Below are 22,192 nucleotides of genomic sequence, written 5' to 3' on the forward strand. Positions count from 1 at the left end.
TTACCTCGCCCTATTATTCTCTGTCTGTTCAATTTCAGCTTTTTTATAAGTTGTCTTTTTTGAATTTCCAAAACTATACGTGGCTATTAATTTAAAGTAATTTGTGGTGTAAGTTCGATGGTAGTAAATCTCGGTTTGACCGACTTCGTAATCGCCTGAAACCATAAAATCATGAAAGATGTCGTTTGCTGTAAAATTCAATTTTAGCGCATCTTTAAAAAAGTTTCTTTCAACACCTAATGTCACCGTCGAACGGCTATTATCTGTTCGTAATCCATAACTTTTATTGCCTAAATACCAAGCCAATAATTGAATCTTGAAAACATTTGGAATCGTAAATGTATTATTCGAATAAAGATAGAGCTGCGGTGTGATTGGACCTAATTCGTATTCATAAAAATTATCAATAGCTTTAGTCAAATTCATACTTACCGTATTTGTCGAATTCCACCATTTGGCTGTAAAGGATTTTGAGAGTGAAGTAAAAAAAGTATGTTCTTTTTCTAAATTCAACGATCTTAAAATATAACTATTCGGCGTGTCACCTCTCAAAGCCGCACCAGAAATAGGATCTGTTTTATAGGTATATCCTATTTTAAAATCAAATTTTTTATACATCGCACCAATTTCAAAAGCATGAATTTTTTCCGGCAGTAAATTAGGATTTCCTTCTATGGTCGTAAACGGATCTTGATAAATAACATACGGATTTAGTGCCTGATATCGCGGTCGTGTAATTCTGGAAACATAAGAAGCGTGTGCTTTTAAATCATCTGAAAAAGCCATATTTAAAAGTACATTTGGAAAAATATTCCGGTAGCTTTTCTTAAATTTCTGAATTCCGTTTGCAGTTGTGTATAAGTCATAATTTGTCCATTCGCCTCGAGCGCCAACTGAGAAATCAAACTTTTCGCCAATCGAACTTCCGTAATTAACATAAGTTGCACTTATGCTTTCCTGATATTTAAAATCGCTTGAAAGTTGATCATTCAATTTAAAACCCGAATCTTTTTCATCAGAAGTCAAAAAAGCGGTATTAGAATTTATAGTCGCATTGCTAAACTTGGCTCCGGTTTCAAGTTTAGTCTTTTCATTAATTTTTCTGGAATAATCAGCTTGGGCGACAATTATATTGATAGTATTTCCAACATTATTCTTGAGATATTTTTGTGAATTGATCTTATTAACCAAACCATTTTCGTCTATAAAATCTTTTATTTTCCCGTTATAATTTGAAAATTGTGTTCCCATAAATAACGAAGAACCTTTTGCATCGGTTATGGCATTGTAATTTAAATTAAAGAATTGATTTAATAAAACATCATTCTTAGCAATATCTGTAGCATAAAAACTATTTTCAGAGTTGTTCTTTATTGCATTTCTGCTTTCTACAACGCCGCCTAAATCTTCGATATTACCACTGTATGCCAGCGAAATATAATTTCTATCAGAAAAAGTATACTGCAGTCCAAATCCGAAATTAGAATAATTATTAAACTGACGTTTCCAGTCTGTTGTAAGTTCTGATCTCATATATTCATCAGGATTTGGTCGTGTTCTGGTCGTATATAACAATTCCCTGCCTTTGCCCAATTGCAGTCCGTAATTGGTTATAAAAGAGAATTTACCTTTTGTATAATTAAAATCAAGAAGTGTATTGGTGCTTGTGCCAGCAAATTCTGAAACTGTAACCTGCTGGCTTGCTGTTCCCAATATTCCGTTTTCGATATTTTGCTTGGTGATAATATTGATAACTGCCTTTCCCTCGGCATCATATTTTGAAGATGGATTTGAAACGACTTCAATTTTTGAAATTTGGGACACCGGAATTGCGGCAAAACGTTCGTAATTAATCAATATTCCATTTAAGTAGATAATGGCTTCGCCTTTTCCTAGTACGCTGATTTGTCCGTCGGCAACCACAACATTTGGAACTCGGCCCAATAATTCATTCACAGAACTGCTTGTGGCTAGGACAGTTCCCGTAACATTGACATCAATTGTTCCGTTTGCGCCATATTTTAGTAATGATGACTGCCTTTTAATAATTACTTCGTTTAACTCATTTTGCTCTTTCTCTTTAATTACAGTGTCTTGAGGAAACTTTAATAATTTTCCAAAGAGCACGTCATCACTATAATAACTTTTATCTGTGACTTTTTTTATGCGTTGCGCTTTTATTTCTATTGATGAAAAAATCAGAATAAAAACATAAAGGATAACCAATTTTAGAAATCTCATAAATTTAACAATTAGCAGTTTGACTTTTATTTAAAACAAAAGTCATCTGAAAATAAATAAATGAGATTGCAAAAAGCGAAATCAGGAGTACGAATTTATAAATTGATACCCAATTAAGATTGTAAAGCCTGAAGCTGATAGTTAAGCGGCGTTGTTCCTTTATGTTTTTTGAATCTTTGCGAAAAAGGTTGATTTTGAATTAAATCCAACATCATAACCAACGGCTTCTAAAGTTAATTTATCTGAAGAAGTAATAATTTTACACGCTTCGTTAATTCTGAATTCATTTACATAACTAGTAAAATTCTTTCCTAAATTAGTATTCAGAAACTGCGATAATTGATGGCTTGAAATATTAATTTCTTGAGATAAATCTTGAAGAGTCAGGTTCGGATTTTTATATAAACTTTTTTCAAACATAGCGTTCTCCAATTTTTCTGACCACATTATTGCATCTGCTGATTCTATTTTTTTATTCGAAGTCTTTCCATTCAATAAAAACAAATCGTCTGTTTTTTTCGGTACAAAAGAATCGAAATTCCTAAATATAAAATAAATGAAAAAACAACCGCTCCACTTATATAGGTAGCACCTGGTGCTCCCAAAATGGATAGAAAATAAAATAGAAACAAAAGAAAATTACCTAAAAAAAGCATTCCGAACCACATTTCAGCTGGAGTTGTTTTTTCTTTTCGGCTGAGGATTTTTTTCAAAACGCCACGAAGTTCAAAACCAGCAAAAGCAATATAAACAAACCATTGACAATAAATAATTCTTATAAAATAGACGCCCCACAGTTTCGGATACACTTCGTATGGATATAAAATGCCAACAGCAACGATTAATGTTCCCCAAAATACTAGAATAAATTTCCATGATTTAGGCATTATCTGCACTTCTTGAACTGCAGATTTGATAAAATAGTACAAAAATGGCCCGATAAAGAAACAAGCCGTAAGCCCAAACTGAAGATACATTTTTGGAAGTTCGGGATGAAAATAAACAAATACAGATTTTCCGATACGGATACTTAATGCAAACAAAAAGTCTTGCAAGGAAATAATTGGTCAGGTATTTTTTCTTGGTAAAAAAGAAAAAATACACGCCAAGAATAATTCCGTTGAAAGATCCTAAAGCACTAAAAAAGAATAAAAGTTCTTTACCCGTCTCCATAATTTAAATTCGTTATATCCAGACAAAGCTAAAAAAAAGATTGATTTATGATACTGCCTTTATTTTAAATTAAAACACACAAGCTTTCAATTCATACTATTCAATAAATATTCTCTAGAATTTATTCTGAATTATCAAGGCACAGCGGAAACTAATTTTCCCAATTATAAATACTACTTTTGACTTTTGAGAGTTAAAGTATTATGTTGAAAAAATTACTGTTTTTGACGGTTTTGATCTGGTTTTCTGCGCTTCAGGCTCAGGAAACTCAAACGCTGTACAAAACCAAAAAAATAGTAGCTTCAAAAGACACCATTCGACTGGAAAAAGTCAGTATTAATTCGAGTTTTTTTCAAATTTTAAATACTAAAAACGAGCCAATCGATTCGACTTTTTACAAAGTTGATTTTCAAAAAGGATTTTTACTTTTACATGAAAATTTTCAATCGGCTTCAGATACCTTAATTATCAATTACCTTAAATATCCCGATTTTTTAACGAAAGAATACAGTCTTTACAAATCAGAACAAATTGTAAGCGGCGACGTTGGAACCGATAAATTGTATCGAATAGATAATAATGCAAATGCAAAAAAAGTAACGCCTTTTGACGGCTTAAATACTTCTGGAAGCATTACGCGCGGCATTACCATTGGAAATAATCAAAGTACGGTTCTAAACTCTAATTTAGATTTGCAGATTACGGGTAAAATTTCAGAAAAAGTCAGCTTGCGGGCTTCTCTTCAAGACAATAATATTCCGCCGCAAGATGGCGGTTATTCGCAAAAACTCGATCAGTTTGATAATATTTTTATGGAACTTTTCAGCGACGATTGGAATATTCGCGCCGGCGATGTCTTTTTAGAAAATCGGAAAACCCAGTTTTTAAGCTTCAATAAAAAAGTACAGGGAATTTCCGCCAGTTTTGATCTTGATACTGAAAAAAGCAAAACCAATGTTTTCGCTTCGGTTGCATTTGTAAAAGGACAATATGCCAAGAGTACTTTTACAGGGCAGGAAGGAAATCAAGGTCCGTATAAATTGAAAGGTCAAAACGGCGAATTATATGTTCTCGTGATTTCGGGTTCTGAGCGTGTTTATGTAAACGGTGTTTTATTAAAACGCGGTGAAAATAACGATTATGTAATTGACTACAATGCGGGAGAAATTGTTTTTACTTCGCTTTTTACCATTACTTCAGAAATGCGTATTAATGTGGAATACCAATATTCTGAACGCAATTATAACCGACTTGTAACGTATGCCGGCGCAACGCATGAAAATAAAAATTGGAGTTTTGGCGGTTACATTTATTCGGAAAACGATTTAAAAAATCAGCCTTTACAGCAAAATCTTTCTACAGACCAAGTTCAGATTTTAAGTGAAGCCGGCGATGATATTAACTTAATGAAAGCGCCTTCTGCCTACGAAGACGCTTATGCAGATAACAAAATTTTGTATAAAAAAACGTTTGTAAATTCGGTTGAAGTTTATGAATATTCTAATAATCCAGCTGATGTTTTATATAATGTACGGTTTAGCCTTGTGGGCGCCAATGCTGGAAATTACATCATTCAAAACAACAATTCCGTCGAACGTATTTACCAATATGTGGAACCGATTAATGGGATTTTACAGGGAAATTACGAACCAATTGTACAGCTTGTCGCACCAATTAAACTTCAGGTTGCTACTTTCTTAGGAAAATACAATCCGAATGAAAAAACTTTGGTTGATTTTGAATTGGCTGTGAGCAACAACGATCAAAACTTATTTTCTGGAATTGACGATGGCAATAATGAAGGAGTCGCTTTTAAAACCAATCTTAAAAAACGTCTTTTTTCTCGAAGCTGGAATCTGGATGTCTTTGGAAATTACCAATATGTACAGCAAAATTTCAAATCGGTTGAACGTTTATATAATATAGAATTTAACCGCGACTGGAATTTAACGGGAACACTTTTGGGTAATCAAAGTCTTTTGGTTACAGGTTTAAATTTTGATTTATATTCTAAAAAAGAAACGTCTAACATTGGATTGATAACGTATCAATTTGAGAAATTAGATTTCACTGAAAGTTATACGGGTGTAAGACATACTACAACTGCTCTTTTCAAAATAAAAAATTGGACAATTGAAAACAATGGAAGTTTCTTAAATTCTGATGCAACGGCTTCAACTTCCAAATTCATTCGAAACCAAACCAGAACCAAATATCATTTTGGAAAAAACTGGGTTGGAGGAACGGTGCAGTTAGAAGACAATCAGGAAAAAGATAAAATTACCGATCAGTTTTCGGCTTTAAGCCAAAGATTCTCCGAATATGGCGTATTTACCGGGCGCGACGACAGTACCAAAGTTTTTGTTGAAGTTGGTTTTTTACAACGACGAAACGATAGTTTGCAAAACGGATTATTGCAAGACGTAAATAATTCGCAGACGTATTATTTAAAATCGAAATTGATTCAAAATAAAAAAACAGATTTAGCGGTTTATGCAAGTTACAGAAATTTAGATTTCACAGATAAGACCAGAAAAAATGAACCTTCTTTAAATTCGAGAGTACTATATAACGATCGTTTTTTTAACCAATTAATGCAGATTGGAACGGCTTACGAAACCAGTTCTGGAACTATTGCACAACAGGAATTTACCTATGTAGAAGTTCCAACAGGGCAAGGTGTTTACACTTGGAATGATTATAATGGAAACGGAATCCAAGAATTACAAGAATTTGAAATTGCTGTTTTTCAGGATCAAGCGAAATATGTTCGAATCTTTTTACCGAATCAGATTTATATTAAAACCAATCAAAATAAGTTTTCGCAGTCTTTAACATTGAATCCGCCGCAATGGCAGAACGAAAAGGGTTTTAAAAAGCTTTTATCTTATTTTTACAATCAGACTTCCTTTATATTGGATCGAAAGGTGAGAAGCGAAGGCGAAAAACTAGAACTTAATCCGTTTGATTCCTCAGAAGAAAACATTTTAGGATTGAATTCGAGTTTTAGAAACAGTTTATTTTACAACCGAGGCCGTCAAAAGCATTCTGTTACCTATTCTTATCTGGTCAATAAAGGCAAAAGTTTACTTTCTATCGGCTCGCAGAACGTCCGCAATTATTCGCATCAAATTCAATATACGCATTTGTACCAAAAAAGCTGGTTGTTTAATCTCTTTACCAAAACCGTAAAAACAGATTTGGTTTCTGAAGATTTTGACGAGAAAAATTATGATATTAAAGGCTGGCGACTTGCGCCAAAGATTAGTTATTTGTTTTCTAAAAACACTAAGTTGGATTTCTTTTATGAACTTCAAAACAAGAAAAACCAAATTGGAAATTTTGAAACTTTAGACCAAAATAGAATTGGAACTTCTTTTTCTTATGCGGGTGAAAAAAAAGTAACCGTAAATGGAGAATTTTCTTTTTATGAAAACAAATTTAACGGAAATGAATTTTCCTCTGTCGGTTTCCAGATGCTCGAAGGACTTCAAGCGGGATCAAATTTAGTTTGGAAACTGCTTCTGCAAAAGAACATTACGTCATTTTTAGATATTAATTTAAACTATCAAGGCCGTAAAAGCGAAACCGGAAATACGATTCATACAGGAAATGTCCAGCTTCGCGCATATTTTTAATGTCTCGCGAAAAAGATTACAATAAATTGCTTAATTTTAATTGAAATTTAAACATATAACCCTATGAAAAAATTAGTATTAATCTGTTTATTAGTTGTTTTCTCTTCTAATTTCTACGCTCAGGAAACAACTGCAAAAACTGCAAAAAGTAAAACAGAAGCTTCAGCAAAAAAAGCAAAATCAACCGCAGACAAAGCTTCAGCTGATGCCAAAAAAGAAGCCGCAAAATCTAAAAAAGCGAGCAGATGATGCAAAACAGGCTTCGGCAAAAGCCAAAAAAGAAGTCTGCTGACAATGCAAAGAAAACGGCAGACAAAGAAGCTTCAAAAGCAAAAGCCGATGCTAAAAAAGCAACTACTGAATCTGACAAAGCTAAAAGTGCCGCAGACAAAGCTAAAGCTGATGCTAAAAAATCGACTGCAAAAGCTGATGCTTGCTAAGAAAGATGCTCGCAACTGCAAAAAAATCAGCCGCTAAAACTTTAAAGGAAACCAATGAAAAAGCTCCTGCTGTTCCGGATAAAGTTACAGGTGAATACAATGGCAAAAAAGTATATACTGGACCAAGAGGCGGTAAATACTATATTAATAAAAATGGAAATAAGACTTATATTCAGGACTAAGGGCCTGAGGGACTAAGGGTCTGAGGTGCTAAGGAACTGAGGGACTAAGTTTTAATACAAGACTTTGAAGCCGAACTTATGTTCGGCTTTTTTATTCGAACCAATAAGCCTCAGAGCCTTAGGTCCTCAGTAACTCAGAACCTTAAATTAATCATTTAGTAATACCCTCGAAATAACAGCGAAAACATATTTCTTTATCTTCGTTTTTAAAATCATTAAAAATGAGCATTGATTATTCTGCGAACAAAACTATTTTAGTCGCTCCATTAAATTGGGGACTTGGCCATGCAACTCGTTGTATTCCTATTATAAAAGCGCTTCAGGAGAATAATTATATTCCGATCATTGCCTCAGACGGAGTCGCGCTCGCTTTATTGCGAAAAGAATTTCCTTACATACAAACTCTAGAGTCGCCTTCTTATCATATTGAATATGCAAAGAATGGTAAAAACTTTAAATGGAAGCTGATTAAAAATCTTCCTAAAATGATTACTGCTATTTTGGATGAGAAAAAGATGGTCAATAACTGGATTAAAAAACACGGTATTGACGGAATCATCTCAGACAATAGATTGGGAGTTCTAAGCAGAAAAGTTCCTTCTGTTTTTATGACGCATCAATTAAATGTGATGACGGGAAATACCACTTGGTTTACAAGCAAATGCCATCAATATTTCATTAAAAAATATACGGAATGCTGGGTTCCTGACACAAATAATGCAGTAAATCTTACTGGAGATTTAGGTCATATTAAAAGCGATGAACTAAACTTAAAATATATTGGTCCGCTGAGCCGCATGAAAAAGAAGGATACGCCAAAAATATATGATCTTATGATTATACTGTCTGGACCTGAACCACAGCGTACTTACTTGGACGAAAAACTGCAGAAAGAAGCGACAAAGTATCCTGGTAAAGTAGTTTTTGTGCAGGGAATTGTTCAAAAAGCACAAGAAAAATGGCAGGCAGGAAATGTTACATATTACAATTTCATGAATTCCAAACAGCTGGAACAAACTTTTAACGAAAGTGATTTTGTTCTTTGCCGTTCTGGTTACACTACTGTAATGGATTTGGCAAAATTGGGTAAAAAAGCTTTTTTTATTCCAACTCCCGGGCAATACGAACAAGAATATCTGGCGATAAAACTTCAGGAAGAGAGTTTAGTACCGTATGCAATGCAAGACGACTTTACGATTGAAGATTTATCAAAAGTAAAGTCGTTTAAAGGATTGTCCCAATTTGAAAATACTATCGACTGGGATTCGTTATTTAAAGTTTTTGAAGATTAACTTTTAGAAGTTAAACTGCGCTTGCAATCGCAATAAATTTCCTTGTTGTCTGTTTATTGGAAGCGCGCTGTCTTCAAAAGTTCTATCTGCAATTACGTATTCTGCTGTAAGTTCAAAAGCTTTAAAAGGTCGCCATTCTACACCAAATTCATAATCTCTTACAACGTAACTTCTAGCATCTTTCTCGTATTTTTTCCCTCCATCATAATATTGAAATTTAGCGAAAGGATAAATATGCTGTTTTTTGATGTCTAATTTATAATTAAATAGAACGTAACCTCCGTTTAGATCTGTTTCGTCTACAGTATTAGTTAACGTATTATAACGAGGTCCTGTTCCGATATTATATTCTGTCTGGATTCCGAATGGTCTTGGATATAAAACAAATGTTGCTCCTACCCTTTGGTCTTTTACATACTGCGGATCATTTACAATAACTCCTGATGAGATTTCTCCTGTAAATGCCCATTTTCCAGTGTAAGCCTGAATTCCCGGTTCGATAATCTGGCTTCCAATCACAAACGGATAAGTTACCCTTGCCACAACATTTAAATCTCTATTTCCGTCTAGTTTATTAGCAATTTGTCCGTTGTAAACTCCAAATGCAAATACTCCAAAATCTCCTGAGCCTTTGTAACCATCTTTTACCAGCATGTCAAAACGCTTTCTAATTTCGGCTGGCGCCCAGTAAAAAAATAATCCTAAATCACGTTCATTTAATATTGCACTATTCATAGCATCGTTACGGTCTAAAGCCAGACGCTGTGAACTTGACTGCATATTTTCGAAACCATAAGGTATTTTACTCTGCCCGACACGAACTCTATATTCCTTTTTCTTATCAAAAGAAAGATCAAAATACAAATCTCGAATTTGAACGAAATTCTGAATTCCAGTACTTGGCGAACTGGCAAAATCAGGCTGAAAGTAGAAAAATACATTTGGATGAACCTGCCCAGAAAAAACCAAACGCGCACGGCGAATAAAAAGTCCGTTGTTTGCTTTTGCATCTGGAGCGGTAGAAGTTGTTCCCCAAGATTTATCACACTGTTCGCAGGAAACTTTGTCATTTGTAGAGAATAAACCATTGTATCTAATTTGAGCATAACCTCTTAAAGAGATTCTGTCATACCAATGTTCTTCTCCGCTTACTCCAGATTTGGTATCTGGAAGTTTAGCTTTATTGATTGAATCTAAAATACGAATTACTTCGTTTTTTACATCCTGTTTATTTATTTCCTGTTTATTTATTTCTTGTGCATTTGCGGCGCAAGAAATCAGCAATAAGACGGCTAATATTTTTCTTTTTATCATTAGTTCTTTAATTCCCTTAATTTCAGGATGCAAAGATGGAGCACCTATGTTAAGAAATCATTAACCAGATGTTACTATAATAAAAATTTAATGTTATGGACTAAATCCAAATGTTTATTTATCGTTAAAGACCTTTATTTTAAGGCTTTCAGCAAAAATGTCCTTACGATTTTTTAACGTCAGATTTTGTGTTTTTGAATGCTTTTTCGAGCGTAAAAGAGAATTCTGAACCAATTCCGAACTCACTTTCTACATAAACTTTCTCTTTATGCGCTTCAATAATATGCTTTACAATTGCTAAACCTAAACCAGAACCGCCTTCAGAACGCGTTCCGCTTTTGTCTACTCGGTAAAAACGTTCAAAAAGTCTTGGAATGTTTTGTTTCTCAACACCTTCTCCATTATCACTAATACGAATTAAGACTTTTTTCTTGGTTAGGTTTACAACACCAACTTCAGTTAGTCCGCCTTCTTTTCCGTATTTTATGGAGTTTACAATTAAGTTTTCTAAAACCTGCTGGATTCTGTCCTGATCACCTCGAATGATAACCGACTGTACATTTTTACTTTCAAAAGCTAATTTGATTTTCTTTTTATCGGCTTTCATTTCCAATAAATCAAAAACATTCTGGATCAGCTCCACAATATTAAAATCAGTCATATTTAAATCTAAATCGCCCGATTCTAATTTGGTAATCATATCCAGATCTTCTACAATATAAATAAGGCGCTCTACTCCTTTTTCGGCGCGTTTTAAATATTTTTTACGAATGTTTTTGTCATCCATCGCTCCATCAAGCAAAGTTGATACATAACCTTGAACGGTAAATAATGGTGTTTTTAATTCGTGCGAGACATTTCCTAAAAACTCTCTGCGGTATTGCTCACGAATTTCCAGCATTTCAATTTCGAGTTTTTTATCTGTTGCAAACTTTTTCACTTCACGTGAAAGCGTTTCCATATCGGTATTAATGGGCTGATTAATCAGGGTTGTAGATTCTAACAACGAAACCTCATCGTAGATTTTCTTTACTCTTCGGTAAATAAAACGCTCTACGCGATATTGCAAAACCAAAAATGAGAATATATAGATCGCAATGATGAAAATTATTCCAAAAGCTATTTGATGTTTCAGTTGGTTTTTATAAAACAATGACATCAAAATCAGTACAAATCCTGTAGAAAAAATGCTGATATACAATGCCGATTTTATAGCAAACTTGTATGTTTTTTTAAAATTAATTTTCATTGATATTATTTAAATAATAAACCATTAAGGTTGTTCTTCACCATATAAGCGATATAAGTTCATTTAAACAAACTTACTTTTTATGAATTACAAAACAATGTAAAAAAGTAAATCTTTGTCAAAGTTCTGAACTTTGACAAAGATAAATTAGATTTCAAAATATACACCTTATAATTAAATGAACTTATATCACTTATATGGTGCAATTTTAATAGAATGTTTAGACTTCAAATTTATAACCAACACCTTTTATAGTTTTAAAAAGGTCTTCGCCTATTTTTTCGCGCAGTTTTCTAATGTGAACATCAATAGTTCGTCCTCCAACTACCACTTCGTTGCCCCAAACCTTATCAAGGATTTCGTCTCTTTTGAAAACTTTTCCAGGTTTTGAAGCCAGCAGATAAAATAATTCGAATTCTTTTCTTGGCAAAGCAATTTCTACATTGCCTTTAATGATTTTGTATTCTTCGCGGTTAATTTCGATTCCGCCAACATTTAAAGTATCCGAAACAACTTCTTGTTCTTTTAACCTTCTTAACAAAGCCTTCACTTTAGATACCAATAATTTTGGTTTAATTGGCTTTGTAATATAATCATCAGCACCAGCATCAAAACCAGCTACTTGCGAATAATCCTCACTTCTTGCGGTAAGGAAAGTTATGATAACATTATTTAATTCAGGAATTTTTCTAATATGCTCGCAAGCTTCCATTCCGTCCATTTCTGCCATCATTACATCCATAATAATTAATTCTGGCAATTCTTTCTGAGCTTTAGCTATAGCATCTTTTCCGTTAGAAGCTGTAACAATCTGGTAGCCCTCTTGAGCAAGGTTATAGCCAACGATTTCTAAGATATCCGGTTCGTCGTCAACTAATAAAATCTTAGTTTGTGTTTTTTTCATAAATAGCAAAAATTGAGATTTTTACATCAAATCTTTTTAATTATTTATCCGATGTTTTTTATTTCACAGGGTAAATATAGTAACAAAAGAACCTTTAAAAATTGGTGTTAACGGTAATTTAATCTGGTAACAATTTGATAATCTTTAGCACACAAAAACATAACAAGTTGGTAACATCGACTTCACGGTGCAGTTATTTCTTTGCACAAAAATAAATTAACACAACACTGAACAAATGAAATTCAATTTAAAATTTCTATTTATTGCATTATTTATCTGTACGATTTCGATCGCGCAAAACAAAGGTACAATTTCTGGAGTTCTAACCGACAAAGAAATGAACAATGAAGTTTTACCGTTTGCTAATGTTTTAATTAAAGGTACAAATATTAGCGCAAACACAGACATTGACGGAAAATATTCGTTGAGCGTAAATCCAGGAAATTATACTCTTATTTTTAGTTTTTTAGGATATGAATCTGTAGAAGCTCCAGTTGCTGTAAAGGCAGACGAAACTGTAGTGGTTAATCAAGCTCTTTCATCTGGAAGTTATACACTTAAAGATGTTGTTGTTCAAGCGACAGCAGTGAGCAAACAAAAGGAAACTGCTTTGCTTTTAGAGCAAAAAAATGCTGTCGACATCAAACAAACTATTGGTGCGCAGGAACTTTCTAGAAAAGGTGTGGGCGATGTAGCTGCGAGCTGTTGTAAAAACATCTGGAGTTTCTAAACAAGAAGGAAGTAATAACGTTTTTGTTAGAGGATTGGGCGACCGTTACAATTCTACTTCGATGAACGGACTGCCAATTCCATCAAATGATCCTGAGAGAAAAAATATGGCTCTTGATCTGTTTTCAACAGATATCGTTGAATACATTTCTATTGACAAATCTTATACTTCAAAAATGTATGGTGATTTTGCTGGAGGAAATGTAGATATTGTTTCTAAAGATTACCGTGGAAAAGGTATGTTTGAAATATCATTAGGATCTAAAGTTAACACTAATGCATTACAGCAATCTGATAACTTTTTATTGCAACAAGGACCTACTAAATCAGGTTTTGTTTCTTATGGAATTCCTTCAAATGCTTTAACAGGATATAATTTCCAAAATAGCTTAAATCCAACTAAAGAAGCTCCTTACGCTGGAAACTTTAATTTAAAAGCTGGGAAAACTTTCAACATTGGTGAAGAAGGAAAACTTAGCATTTTTGGAACTGCAAGCTTTAGTAATGGCTACGAATTTAGAGAAGGATTAAGCCAGAGTGTAAATGCTCAAGGTGTAAGTTTAAGATCTTTTCAAGAACAAAAATACACGTACACTACCAATTCTACAGGAATGTTTAATGCTAATTACCGCTTAAACAAAAACCACAAAATTGGCTATAACTTTTTGTTTGTTAATTCATCTGAACAAACTAGAGATAGTTATTTTGGAAGTGACAGGGATTTTGATAATGACGATGCTGATTTATTGGTTCAAAGAGGTACGTTTACACAAAATACGGTTTACATCAATCAGCTTTTAGGTAATCACAAAATAACGGATAAAATTGATTTTGACTGGGGAGTTTCATACAACACTGTTAAAGGAGATATGCCGGACAGAACTCAAAACAAAATGTTCCTAGACCGTGCAACTGGTATCTACAACATTGCTCAAACAACAATTACTGATAATCAAAGATATTACCAAAACTTAAAAGAGGATGAAGTCAGCGCAAATCTTGCTTTTACTTACAAATTAGGTGATAATGAAAATGGTGATTCTAAAGGAAAAATCGTTGCGGGTTATAACGGTAAATTTAAAAAACGTGATTTCGAAGCTATTCAGTTTAACTTCAATGTAACTGAACAAGGACAGAATACTCCAGTTATGCCAAATAACTTAGATGCGTTCTTTAATCAGCAAAATTATGAAAATGGTACATTTGGAATTAGTGCCTTTGCAGGAATGACGCCTCAAACTTATAGTGGTGATCAAGATATTCATGCAGGATTTGCTAATGTCGAATATAAATTAACTGACAAACTAAGTTCTGTATTAGGTTTTAGATATGAAAAAATATCTCAAATGGTAACTTGGAGAACGCAGACTTGATGCAAGTGGAGGTAAAAATACATTTGACAGAAATGAATTCCTGCCAAGTCTTGTATTAAAATATGAATTGAACGAAAAACAAAACCTTCGTTTAGCAACAAGTAAAACATATACATTACCTCAATTTAAAGAACGTGCTTTATTTATTTATGAAGATGTAATGGAAACTAAAATTGGTAATCCTTACTTATATCCTTCTCAAAACTACAACTTTGATTTAAAATGGGAAATGTTCCCAAAAAGCGACGAATTATTCTCTGTAACAGCTTTTGGAAAATATATTTTAGATCCTATTAACGAAGTGGTAATCGCTTCTGCATCAAATGATATTTCTTGGGTAAATATTGGTGATAAAGGTTATGCTTATGGAGTTGAATTGGAAGCAAGAAAAAACATCCTTGAAATCGACAGTGAATTCACAAACAAACTTTCTTTTGGATTTAATGCTTCTTTAATGAAAACAAATCAGGATATAGATTCAGATAAAGTTCGAAGAGAAACTAACAGCACGCTAAACATTAGTCTTACAGATACAAGTTCAGGTTTTACAGGAGCTTCAGATTTGATTTTAAATGCTGATTTATCTTATACTAAAAACTGGAAAAATGATTCTGGAATTATAGCAACAATCGCATACAATCATTATTCTGATAAACTTTATGCAATTGGAGCTTTAGGAAAAGGAAATTTAGTAGACAAATCTATGGGTTCTTTGGATCTTGTTTTAAAAACTAAACTAAACAAAAGCCTTGGAATTGATTTTGGAGCAAGAAATCTTTTAAATCCAGAATTTAAAAGAGTACAGGAAAATGCTGGTGGAGACGTTCTAGTATTCAATTATAAAAAAGGAATAACATTTGGACTAGGAATGAATTATCAGTTTTAAACAGCTGGAAATTTTTGATCATAATTCCTTAACATTCCATTAAAAAACATATAACAAATACATTACAGCGACTTAACATTCGTTCGGTCATAAGTTCTAATCTTTGCATAAACACAAACTAATTAAAAAAGTAATGAAAAAAACGATTTCAACAATTTTAGGCTTAGCGACTTTATCACTTGTAACACTTACAACATCTTGCTCAAGCGACAACAATGATCCAGTAACTGGAGGAGGCTCTACTTTCGTATTAAACAGAGACAATCTTCAAGGAGAAATTAATGACGGAGAAGTTATCTTAGAATCAGGAACTTATAAACTTACAGGAAAATTAGTTGTTAAAGCTGATGCAAAACTTACAATTAAACCTGGAGTAGTTATCGAAGCTACAACATTAGATCCAAACAAAGTAGAATCTATTAGATATATTGCAATTTCTCAAGGAGGAAAAATTGATGTTCAAGGTACTGCTTCAAGCCCAGTAGTTATGACATCTACAGCTACTAAACCAGGATCTTGGGGAGGATTGGTACTTTGTGGAAAAGCACCTATCAACTCTGGAGCTACTGCTTCTGCTGAAGTTTCTGACTTACCATACGGTGGAACTGACGCTAATGATAATTCAGGTTCAATCAAATATTTAAGAATTGAATACCCAGGTTACGCTTACAACACAAGTAAAGAATTCAATGGTATTTCATTCTTTGGAGTTGGAAAAGGAACTGTTGTTGATTATGTTCAAATTTTCGAAAGCTCTGATGACGGATTCGAGTGGTTTGGTGGAACTGTTAACGCAACTCACTTAGTTGTTTCTAACAAAGATGCTCGCAAACGTTGGTGATGATTTATTTGACTGGACTGAAGGATGGAATGGAACAGGTGAAAACTTCTACGGAATCAGAACAAACGCTGGTAACAGAGGTATCGAAGCTGATAACAATGCTAACAATAACTTAGCTACTCCAATTTCTTTCCCAACAATCAAAAACCTTACTTTAATTGGTTTCGGATCTACTGACACAAGTGCAGAATCTCAAGCTTTCAAATTAAGAGTTGGTACAAAAGGTAAATTTGATAACGTTGTATTAAAAGGTTGGAAAACTGGTTTTGATGTTGAGCACAACGAAACTATTTCATATGTTGGAACTGATTTATTAGCAACTAACGTGAAATTCGAAGATGTTCCTACAAAATCAAAAGGTACAAACACAGCAAAAGAAGCTGTTGATGTATCTAAAGTTTTCACAGAATCTGCAACTGCAACTGGAGCAGGAAACGGATCAGGAGTTCCAACTTGGACTGCTGGATGGACAAAAGGTCTATAATCTAAAGACAAACATATTTAAAAACACTCTAATATAATTAGGGTGTTTTTTTTATATCATTTTATACTAATGATATACTTGATCTGCAACAACTTCGAATATAAATGTTAAAAACATCCTAAATATTTAGGATGTTTTTTTTGGCGTACTTTTTGTAATTTTTTTTGTATATTTACAATAATCAAATACATGCGATGGCAAAAAACTACTTTTATATTACTTTCTTATTGGCATTTTTCTTTTCTGTAAGCGTCTCGGCGCAAGACAGCAGGCAATTACCAAAACCTCAGGAATCTACTTCTATTGAGGGTTTAAGTTTGTATCCTAACCCCGTAACGAATGGTAAAGTTTATATATCATCTAAAAACGATTTAGAGAAGGAAATTATTGTATTTGACATTTTAGGAAAAAAAGTACTTCAGGCACATTTAACATCAAGAGAATTAAACGTTTCAGAATTACCTCCTGGTGTGTACATTATAAAAATAAGCGAACAAAACGCATCGGCAACCCGAAAGCTTATTATTCGGTAAAACATAGAAAAAAGCTCCTTTTTAGGAGCTTTTTTTAGTTTACACTACTCAGTCACAGTTTTCAGTTAGCAGAATCGAAAACTGTGACTGAAAACTGCGACTGAAAACTAAAAACAATATCTTTGCAAAAAAAAGTTTTGATCACAGCCAGCGATATATTCACCATTTCGAATCAGAAACAATTTGAGAAAATAGCACTAAAAGTGTTTCGTTTTCAGCACGAGAACAATAAAGTTTATCGCGATTTCTGTGATTTTTTAAAAGTCAATCCACAACAGGTAAAATCATTACAGCAAATTCCTTTTTTACCTATTCAGTTTTTCAAAAGCCATGATGTCGTTTCCAATAGCGATCCCGCGCAGGTAACTTTTACCAGCAGCGGTACTACGGGAATGATCACCAGCAGACATTTGGTAACAGATGTCACACTATATGAAGAGAGTTACCGTAAAGGATTTTCTCAATTTTATGGCAATATAGAAGATTATGTTATTTTAGCCCTTTTGCCGTCTTATTTAGAACGCGGAGGCTCTTCGTTAATCTACATGGTCGAAGATTTAATAAAACTCTCTAATCAGCCTGAAAGTGGGTTTTATTTACACAACCACGGAGAACTTACCCAAAAGCTAATTGAATTGGACAATGCTGGTCAAAATGTAATTTTAATTGGTGTTACTTACGCTTTATTGGATTTGATCGAAAAACAATCTTTCAATCTTCAAAATACCATTATCATGGAAACTGGTGGAATGAAAGGAAAACGTAAAGAAATGATTCGTGAAGAATTACACGAACAACTTTGCAAAGGTTTTGGCGTTTCGTCAATTCATTCAGAATACGGAATGACCGAACTTCTGGCACAAGCATATTCTTTAGGTGATGGTGTTTTCGAATGTCCTTCTTGGATGAACATTTTAGTTCGCGATCCAGAAGACGCGCTCACTTACGTGAGAGACGGAAAAACAGGCGGTATAAACGTAATTGATTTAGCCAATATAAATTCCTGTTCCTTTATCGCAACGCAGGATTTAGGCAAAAAAATCCCAATAACTCTTTTGAAGTATTAGGACGTTTTGATAATTCTGATATTCGCGGCTGTAATTTGATGGTTCTTTAGAATGGTTTAATCGTTGATTTGGTTAATTGTTTAATCGTGTTTTCACTTTTTGATTAAACGATTAATCGTAAAAATTCCGATTAAACAAAACGAAGAAACTAATTCTCATCACTTACACCAATACTTTCTATTCCCTCTTTTTTCGTCATGGCTCTTTCCTTTTGAACTTTATTTTCTAAAAGCTTGAAAACACCGTAGCATCCTAATGCTCCACACAGAACAAAAAATATATTCCAACCTGGATTGATATAACTCTCTCCTTCAGTAGAATCTATACCATTAATAAAAACAGAAAAAAGACCAACCACAAATCCAGCAATAGCTGTACTTCCATAGTAAGCAATTACTCCAATAAAAAAGTAAGTCCATTTATTTTTATCATATTCAATAGCCAAGTTGGCATATGCTTTCCATATCCAATAAATGAGTAAAATTCCAATCATATCTTATTCTATTTTAAGGAAATAAACTTACTAAAAAAACATTTACATTTTCATAGAACAAATGGAATATATCATCGGTTAAAAAAATATTATTTTACATTGTGTCTTGTAGGAACAACTATCAACTGTTTACACAACATAATCTCTCCTGTAAACCAAAAGTTCCTACGGAACGTCTAAACACAATCCAAATTTTAGTTCTGCCAACGAAACATTCCTACCGAATGAATGGCTCTTTTTAAATAAAAAAATCCCAACAACTTTTGAGTCATTGGGATTTTTGATATTATAAAATGTTTCTAATTTTAATCGCAAAAACTCCGATTAAACAATTACACGTTTAACCAAATAAACGATTAAACAAATAAACAGTTAAACAACTCTAATCACAAAGTAATTCTTCTTACCACTTTGCAATAACACAAAATGATTGTTGATTAAATCATTTGCTGTCAAAACAAAATCTTCTTTAATTTTCTCTCTGTTCACAGAAATAGAATTTGCAGTCAAAGCACGTCTCGCTTCTCCGTTTGATTTAAAGAAACCTGTCTTTTCATTTAAAACAGTGATGATCTCTAAACCATTTTCTAAATCGGCTTTTGCAATTTCAGCTTGAGGGACACCATCAAAAACTTCTAAAAAAGTTGCTTCGTCTAATTGCTTTAAATCCTCTGCAGTTGAGTTTCCAAATAAAATATTTGAAGCTTGGATTGCTTTTTCTAATTCTTCACGATTATGAACAAAAACAGTAATTTCTTCTGCTAATTTCTTTTGTAAAACTCTTAAATGCGGAGCCGTTTTGTGCTCTTCAATTAGTGCATCAATTGTTTCTTTATCTAAGAAAGTAAAGATTTTGATATATTTCTCTGCATCAACATCTGTTGTGTTTACCCAAAATTGGTAAAATTTATATACAGAAGTTTTATCTGCATCTAACCAAACATTTCCACCTTCCGATTTTCCGAATTTAGAACCGTCTGCTTTTGTAATCAATGGCGTTGTCAAAGCATAAGCTTTTGCATTTTCGCCACCCATTCTGCGTACTAATTCTGTTCCAGTGGTAATATTACCCCATTGGTCAGAACCTCCCATTTGCAGAATACAGTTGTTGTTTTTATATAAATGATAAAAATCGTAACCTTGAATTAATTGGTATGTAAACTCTGTAAAAGACATTCCCTCTCCTTCGCCGCTAAATCTCTTTTTTACAGAATCTTTAGCCATCATATAATTCACAGTGATTCTTTTTCCAACTTCACGTGCAAAATCGATAAAAGAGAATTCTTTCATCCAATCGTAGTTATTTACCATTACTGGTGCATTTGCTTCGGTTGAATTAAAATCTAAGAAACGAGACAAAACACTTTTAATTCCTGCTACGTTTTTAGCCAAAGCCTCTTCATCAAGCAAATTTCTTTCATCAGATTTACCAGATGGGTCACCAATCATTCCTGTAGCTCCACCAACCAAAGCAACCGGCTTATGTCCGAAATTCTTTAGGTGAACCAATAAAATAATCTGAACCATACTTCCGATATGCAGTGAATCTGCCGTTGGATCAAAACCAATATACGCAGTAGTAACCTCTTTTAGTAATTGTTCTTCCGTTCCAGGCATACTATCATGATATAACCCGCGCCATTTTAATTCTTCAACTAGATTCTTCATTTTTTTATAAAATAATTTGCGCAAATATAAACAATGGCAGGCGCAATCACAAAAAGTTATGCCACTAAGGCGCTAAGGCGCAAATATTATTAAAACAATAACTTCGTGCCTATGTATCTTTACAGCAAAACAAAAAAACTTTGCACCTTTGTGCCTTTGCGACAAAAACCAAAAAACTTATCTTTACAAAATGGTATTAGTAACTGGAGGAACTGGTTTAGTCGGCGCACATTTATTACTTCATTTAATTGAAAATGGAGAAAATGTTCGGGCTGTTTATAGAAGTCAAAACAAAATCGACAAAACAAAATCGGTTTTTGATTTTTACAAAAAGAGTCATTTATTCGAAAAAATCTATTGGCTTGAAGCCGATATTTTAGACGTTCCCTCTCTAGAAAATGCCTTTATTGATATTACACATGTTTATCACTGTGCCGCTTTAATTTCATTTGATCCGAAAGAGGAAGAAAAGCTTAGAAAAACAAATATTGAAGGAACTGCAAACATGGTCAATTTTTCGATTGCCAAAGAAGTAGAAAAGTTTTGCTTCATCAGTTCAATTGCGACTTTAGGAGATATTGCACCACACGAAACTTATATCACAGAAGAAACAGACTGGAATCCAGAAAAACCGCACAGCGATTACGCCATTTCTAAATATGGTGCAGAAATGGAAGTTTGGCGCGGACTTCAGGAAGGTTTAAATGTTATCATTGTAAACCCCGGAGTTATTTTACCGCCGATACAAATGATGACTATTTTTGAAGAAGGAAGTGTCGAAATCTATAAAAAAGTTTCTAAAGGGCTCCCGTTCTACACACTCGGAAGCACTGGTTTTATTTCTGTTGCGGATGTTGTAAAAACTACTCTTGAATTAATGAAAAGCGACATCAAAAATGAGCGTTTTACATTAATCTCAGATAATATTGTTTTCAGAGATATTTTGAATACCGTGGCAGACACTCTAAAACTAAAAAGAGCCCATATTCATGCGAAACCTTTTTTCATGAACCTATTATGGATTACTGACGGAATATTTTCAACTTTATTTTTCAGACAAAGAAGCATTACCAAAGCAACTGCAAAAGCTTCGTACTCTAAAAATCTCTACAGTAATGAAAAAATAAAAACCGCTCTAGGAACGGTTTTTACAAATATTCATCAATATATTAAAGAAAGTTCCAAACTATAACTTTCTTCTATTTATTCTTTGCGCCTTTTTTATAGAATCAATATTAATTTTTGGAATTATTTTTTTAACTGAATCTTTCGGAACTTCTTTCAATTCTTTAGGCTTATTTTTCTTTTCTTTTGTCGCTTTTTTCTCATCGATTTTCGCCAGAGAATCTGCTCGCTTCTTTGATTCACGGCCAATCTCTTGTTTACGGCATCAAACATATCTTTATAACTTTCATAATCGGAAGCATAATACATATTGTTCTGTGCAAACTGCAGACTATCTACTTTGTATTTTTTCAAAATAAACTTTGTCGGATCACTATCTACAGAATCTAAAGACAATGGTTTTTGATATCTCATTGCTTCCAAAAGAGACAAATCGTACATAATATCGACCATCTTCTCTTTGTCGATAAGCTTTGCAGGTTGTTTTACGATCTCTTTTTTACAGCTTATAGAAAGAAACAAAACCAGTAGTATTACTATAAAATTCTTCATAGTCGTTT

General features: G+C 33.4%; 21 protein-coding genes and 1 pseudogene. 13 read left to right on the top strand and 9 right to left on the bottom strand.

Annotated features, from left to right (window positions below):
- The 3 genes from ACZZ95_RS02840 to ACZZ95_RS02850 all read right to left on the bottom strand — a co-directional run bounded on the left by ACZZ95_RS02840 (window position 1) and on the right by ACZZ95_RS02850 (window position 3,284).
- The gene (locus tag ACZZ95_RS02840; protein WP_463467934.1) at window positions 1-2,241 is read right to left on the bottom strand and encodes a TonB-dependent receptor domain-containing protein; all 2,241 of its coding nucleotides are present in this window, start codon (window positions 2,239-2,241) and stop codon (window positions 1-3) included.
- A gap of 159 nt (window positions 2,242-2,400) precedes the next feature.
- Entirely contained in the window at window positions 2,401-2,688 is a 288-nt protein-coding gene (locus tag ACZZ95_RS02845; protein WP_463467935.1) for a helix-turn-helix domain-containing protein, read from the bottom strand.
- 44 nt (window positions 2,689-2,732) lie between these two features.
- Window positions 2,733-3,284 (bottom strand): hypothetical protein, encoded by a 552-nt coding sequence (locus tag ACZZ95_RS02850; RefSeq protein WP_463467936.1) that lies wholly within the window; start codon window positions 3,282-3,284, stop codon window positions 2,733-2,735.
- Between the two features lie 333 nt (window positions 3,285-3,617).
- On the opposite strand from ACZZ95_RS02850, the gene ACZZ95_RS02855 reads away from it, so the two are divergent.
- The 5 genes from ACZZ95_RS02855 to ACZZ95_RS02875 all read left to right on the top strand — a co-directional run bounded on the left by ACZZ95_RS02855 (window position 3,618) and on the right by ACZZ95_RS02875 (window position 8,966).
- Complete coding sequence (locus tag ACZZ95_RS02855) at window positions 3,618-7,052, top strand: hypothetical protein (protein WP_463467937.1); 3,435 nt, start codon at window positions 3,618-3,620, stop codon at window positions 7,050-7,052.
- A gap of 63 nt (window positions 7,053-7,115) precedes the next feature.
- Entirely contained in the window at window positions 7,116-7,301 is a 186-nt protein-coding gene (locus ACZZ95_RS02860; protein WP_463467938.1) for a hypothetical protein, read from the top strand.
- Window positions 7,298-7,492 (top strand): hypothetical protein, encoded by a 195-nt coding sequence (locus ACZZ95_RS02865; RefSeq protein ID WP_463467939.1) that lies wholly within the window; start codon window positions 7,298-7,300, stop codon window positions 7,490-7,492. Before ACZZ95_RS02860 ends, ACZZ95_RS02865 begins: the two co-directional genes overlap by 4 nt.
- Before the next feature lie 5 nt (window positions 7,493-7,497).
- Window positions 7,498-7,674 carry a hypothetical protein gene (locus ACZZ95_RS02870; RefSeq protein WP_463467940.1) on the top strand — a complete coding sequence of 59 codons (177 nt, stop codon included), beginning with the start codon at window positions 7,498-7,500 and terminating at the stop codon, window positions 7,672-7,674.
- 221 nt (window positions 7,675-7,895) lie between these two features.
- Window positions 7,896-8,966, top strand: a complete 1,071-nt coding sequence (locus ACZZ95_RS02875) for a glycosyltransferase (RefSeq protein ID WP_463467941.1) — start codon at window positions 7,896-7,898, stop codon at window positions 8,964-8,966.
- Between the two features lie 3 nt (window positions 8,967-8,969).
- Here ACZZ95_RS02875 and ACZZ95_RS02880 read toward each other — a convergent pair whose 3' ends face one another.
- The 3 genes from ACZZ95_RS02880 to ACZZ95_RS02890 all read right to left on the bottom strand — a co-directional run bounded on the left by ACZZ95_RS02880 (window position 8,970) and on the right by ACZZ95_RS02890 (window position 12,433).
- Complete coding sequence (locus tag ACZZ95_RS02880) at window positions 8,970-10,280, bottom strand: porin (RefSeq protein WP_463467942.1); 1,311 nt, start codon at window positions 10,278-10,280, stop codon at window positions 8,970-8,972.
- 163 nt (window positions 10,281-10,443) lie between these two features.
- Window positions 10,444-11,529, bottom strand: a complete 1,086-nt coding sequence (locus ACZZ95_RS02885; RefSeq protein WP_095954933.1) for a sensor histidine kinase — start codon at window positions 11,527-11,529, stop codon at window positions 10,444-10,446.
- Between the two features lie 220 nt (window positions 11,530-11,749).
- Complete coding sequence (locus tag ACZZ95_RS02890) at window positions 11,750-12,433, bottom strand: response regulator transcription factor (RefSeq protein WP_095954934.1); 684 nt, start codon at window positions 12,431-12,433, stop codon at window positions 11,750-11,752.
- 235 nt (window positions 12,434-12,668) lie between these two features.
- Between ACZZ95_RS02890 and ACZZ95_RS02895 the strand changes: the two genes are divergently transcribed.
- The 7 genes and pseudogenes from ACZZ95_RS02895 to ACZZ95_RS02925 all read left to right on the top strand — a co-directional run bounded on the left by ACZZ95_RS02895 (window position 12,669) and on the right by ACZZ95_RS02925 (window position 18,396).
- A complete protein-coding gene (locus ACZZ95_RS02895) occupies window positions 12,669-13,163 on the top strand; it encodes a carboxypeptidase-like regulatory domain-containing protein (protein WP_463467943.1) in 495 nt (164 codons plus the stop codon).
- A gap of 34 nt (window positions 13,164-13,197) precedes the next feature.
- Window positions 13,198-14,535 carry a TonB-dependent receptor gene (locus tag ACZZ95_RS02900; RefSeq protein ID WP_463467944.1) on the top strand — a complete coding sequence of 446 codons (1,338 nt, stop codon included), beginning with the start codon at window positions 13,198-13,200 and terminating at the stop codon, window positions 14,533-14,535.
- A gap of 67 nt (window positions 14,536-14,602) precedes the next feature.
- The gene (locus ACZZ95_RS02905; RefSeq protein ID WP_463467945.1) at window positions 14,603-15,421 is read left to right on the top strand and encodes a TonB-dependent receptor domain-containing protein; all 819 of its coding nucleotides are present in this window, start codon (window positions 14,603-14,605) and stop codon (window positions 15,419-15,421) included.
- A gap of 133 nt (window positions 15,422-15,554) precedes the next feature.
- A complete protein-coding gene (locus tag ACZZ95_RS02910) occupies window positions 15,555-16,262 on the top strand; it encodes a hypothetical protein (RefSeq protein ID WP_463467946.1) in 708 nt (235 codons plus the stop codon).
- Window positions 16,243-16,746: a hypothetical protein gene (locus ACZZ95_RS02915; RefSeq protein ID WP_463467947.1), complete on the top strand. Its 504-nt coding sequence runs from the start codon at window positions 16,243-16,245 to the stop codon at window positions 16,744-16,746. The genes ACZZ95_RS02910 and ACZZ95_RS02915 overlap by 20 nt, the downstream gene beginning before the upstream one ends.
- Before the next feature lie 194 nt (window positions 16,747-16,940).
- The gene (locus ACZZ95_RS02920) at window positions 16,941-17,279 is read left to right on the top strand and encodes a T9SS type A sorting domain-containing protein (RefSeq protein WP_095954937.1); all 339 of its coding nucleotides are present in this window, start codon (window positions 16,941-16,943) and stop codon (window positions 17,277-17,279) included.
- A gap of 137 nt (window positions 17,280-17,416) precedes the next feature.
- A pseudogene (locus ACZZ95_RS02925) lies at window positions 17,417-18,396 on the top strand (LuxE/PaaK family acyltransferase).
- A gap of 98 nt (window positions 18,397-18,494) precedes the next feature.
- Here ACZZ95_RS02925 and ACZZ95_RS02930 read toward each other — a convergent pair.
- Together ACZZ95_RS02930 and tyrS are read right to left on the bottom strand one after the other, a co-directional pair.
- A complete protein-coding gene (locus ACZZ95_RS02930; protein ID WP_463467948.1) occupies window positions 18,495-18,839 on the bottom strand; it encodes a hypothetical protein in 345 nt (114 codons plus the stop codon).
- Between the two features lie 372 nt (window positions 18,840-19,211).
- A complete protein-coding gene (tyrS, locus tag ACZZ95_RS02935; RefSeq protein WP_463467949.1) occupies window positions 19,212-20,507 on the bottom strand; it encodes a tyrosine--tRNA ligase in 1,296 nt (431 codons plus the stop codon).
- A 190-nt stretch (window positions 20,508-20,697) separates the two neighbouring features.
- Between tyrS and ACZZ95_RS02940 the strand changes: the two genes are divergently transcribed.
- Window positions 20,698-21,699 carry an NAD-dependent epimerase/dehydratase family protein gene (locus ACZZ95_RS02940; RefSeq protein ID WP_463467950.1) on the top strand — a complete coding sequence of 334 codons (1,002 nt, stop codon included), beginning with the start codon at window positions 20,698-20,700 and terminating at the stop codon, window positions 21,697-21,699.
- Between the two features lie 89 nt (window positions 21,700-21,788).
- Here the strand turns inward: ACZZ95_RS02940 and ACZZ95_RS02945 are convergent, their stop codons facing one another.
- Complete coding sequence (locus tag ACZZ95_RS02945) at window positions 21,789-22,184, bottom strand: DUF4296 domain-containing protein (RefSeq protein ID WP_463467951.1); 396 nt, start codon at window positions 22,182-22,184, stop codon at window positions 21,789-21,791.
- Between the last annotated feature and the right edge of the window lie 8 nt (window positions 22,185-22,192).

It is taken from the genome of Flavobacterium sp. AC267, assembly GCF_979258715.1.

Coding starts and splice junctions, on each gene's coding strand:
- ACZZ95_RS02840 (WP_463467934.1), bottom strand. CDS start 2,241: ATGAGATTTCTAAAATTGGTTATCCTTTATGTTTTTATTCTGATTTTT.
- ACZZ95_RS02845 (WP_463467935.1), bottom strand. CDS start 2,688: ATGTGGTCAGAAAAATTGGAGAACGCTATGTTTGAAAAAAGTTTATAT.
- ACZZ95_RS02855 (WP_463467937.1), top strand. CDS start 3,618: ATGTTGAAAAAATTACTGTTTTTGACGGTTTTGATCTGGTTTTCTGCG.
- ACZZ95_RS02860 (WP_463467938.1), top strand. CDS start 7,116: ATGAAAAAATTAGTATTAATCTGTTTATTAGTTGTTTTCTCTTCTAAT.
- ACZZ95_RS02865 (WP_463467939.1), top strand. CDS start 7,298: ATGATGCAAAACAGGCTTCGGCAAAAGCCAAAAAAGAAGTCTGCTGAC.
- ACZZ95_RS02870 (WP_463467940.1), top strand. CDS start 7,498: ATGCTCGCAACTGCAAAAAAATCAGCCGCTAAAACTTTAAAGGAAACC.
- ACZZ95_RS02875 (WP_463467941.1), top strand. CDS start 7,896: ATGAGCATTGATTATTCTGCGAACAAAACTATTTTAGTCGCTCCATTA.
- ACZZ95_RS02880 (WP_463467942.1), bottom strand. CDS start 10,280: ATGATAAAAAGAAAAATATTAGCCGTCTTATTGCTGATTTCTTGCGCC.
- ACZZ95_RS02885 (WP_095954933.1), bottom strand. CDS start 11,529: ATGAAAATTAATTTTAAAAAAACATACAAGTTTGCTATAAAATCGGCA.
- ACZZ95_RS02890 (WP_095954934.1), bottom strand. CDS start 12,433: ATGAAAAAAACACAAACTAAGATTTTATTAGTTGACGACGAACCGGAT.
- ACZZ95_RS02895 (WP_463467943.1), top strand. CDS start 12,669: ATGAAATTCAATTTAAAATTTCTATTTATTGCATTATTTATCTGTACG.
- ACZZ95_RS02910 (WP_463467946.1), top strand. CDS start 15,555: ATGAAAAAAACGATTTCAACAATTTTAGGCTTAGCGACTTTATCACTT.
- ACZZ95_RS02915 (WP_463467947.1), top strand. CDS start 16,243: ATGCTCGCAAACGTTGGTGATGATTTATTTGACTGGACTGAAGGATGG.
- ACZZ95_RS02920 (WP_095954937.1), top strand. CDS start 16,941: ATGGCAAAAAACTACTTTTATATTACTTTCTTATTGGCATTTTTCTTT.
- ACZZ95_RS02930 (WP_463467948.1), bottom strand. CDS start 18,839: ATGATTGGAATTTTACTCATTTATTGGATATGGAAAGCATATGCCAAC.
- tyrS (WP_463467949.1), bottom strand. CDS start 20,507: ATGAAGAATCTAGTTGAAGAATTAAAATGGCGCGGGTTATATCATGAT.
- ACZZ95_RS02940 (WP_463467950.1), top strand. CDS start 20,698: ATGGTATTAGTAACTGGAGGAACTGGTTTAGTCGGCGCACATTTATTA.
- ACZZ95_RS02945 (WP_463467951.1), bottom strand. CDS start 22,184: ATGAAGAATTTTATAGTAATACTACTGGTTTTGTTTCTTTCTATAAGC.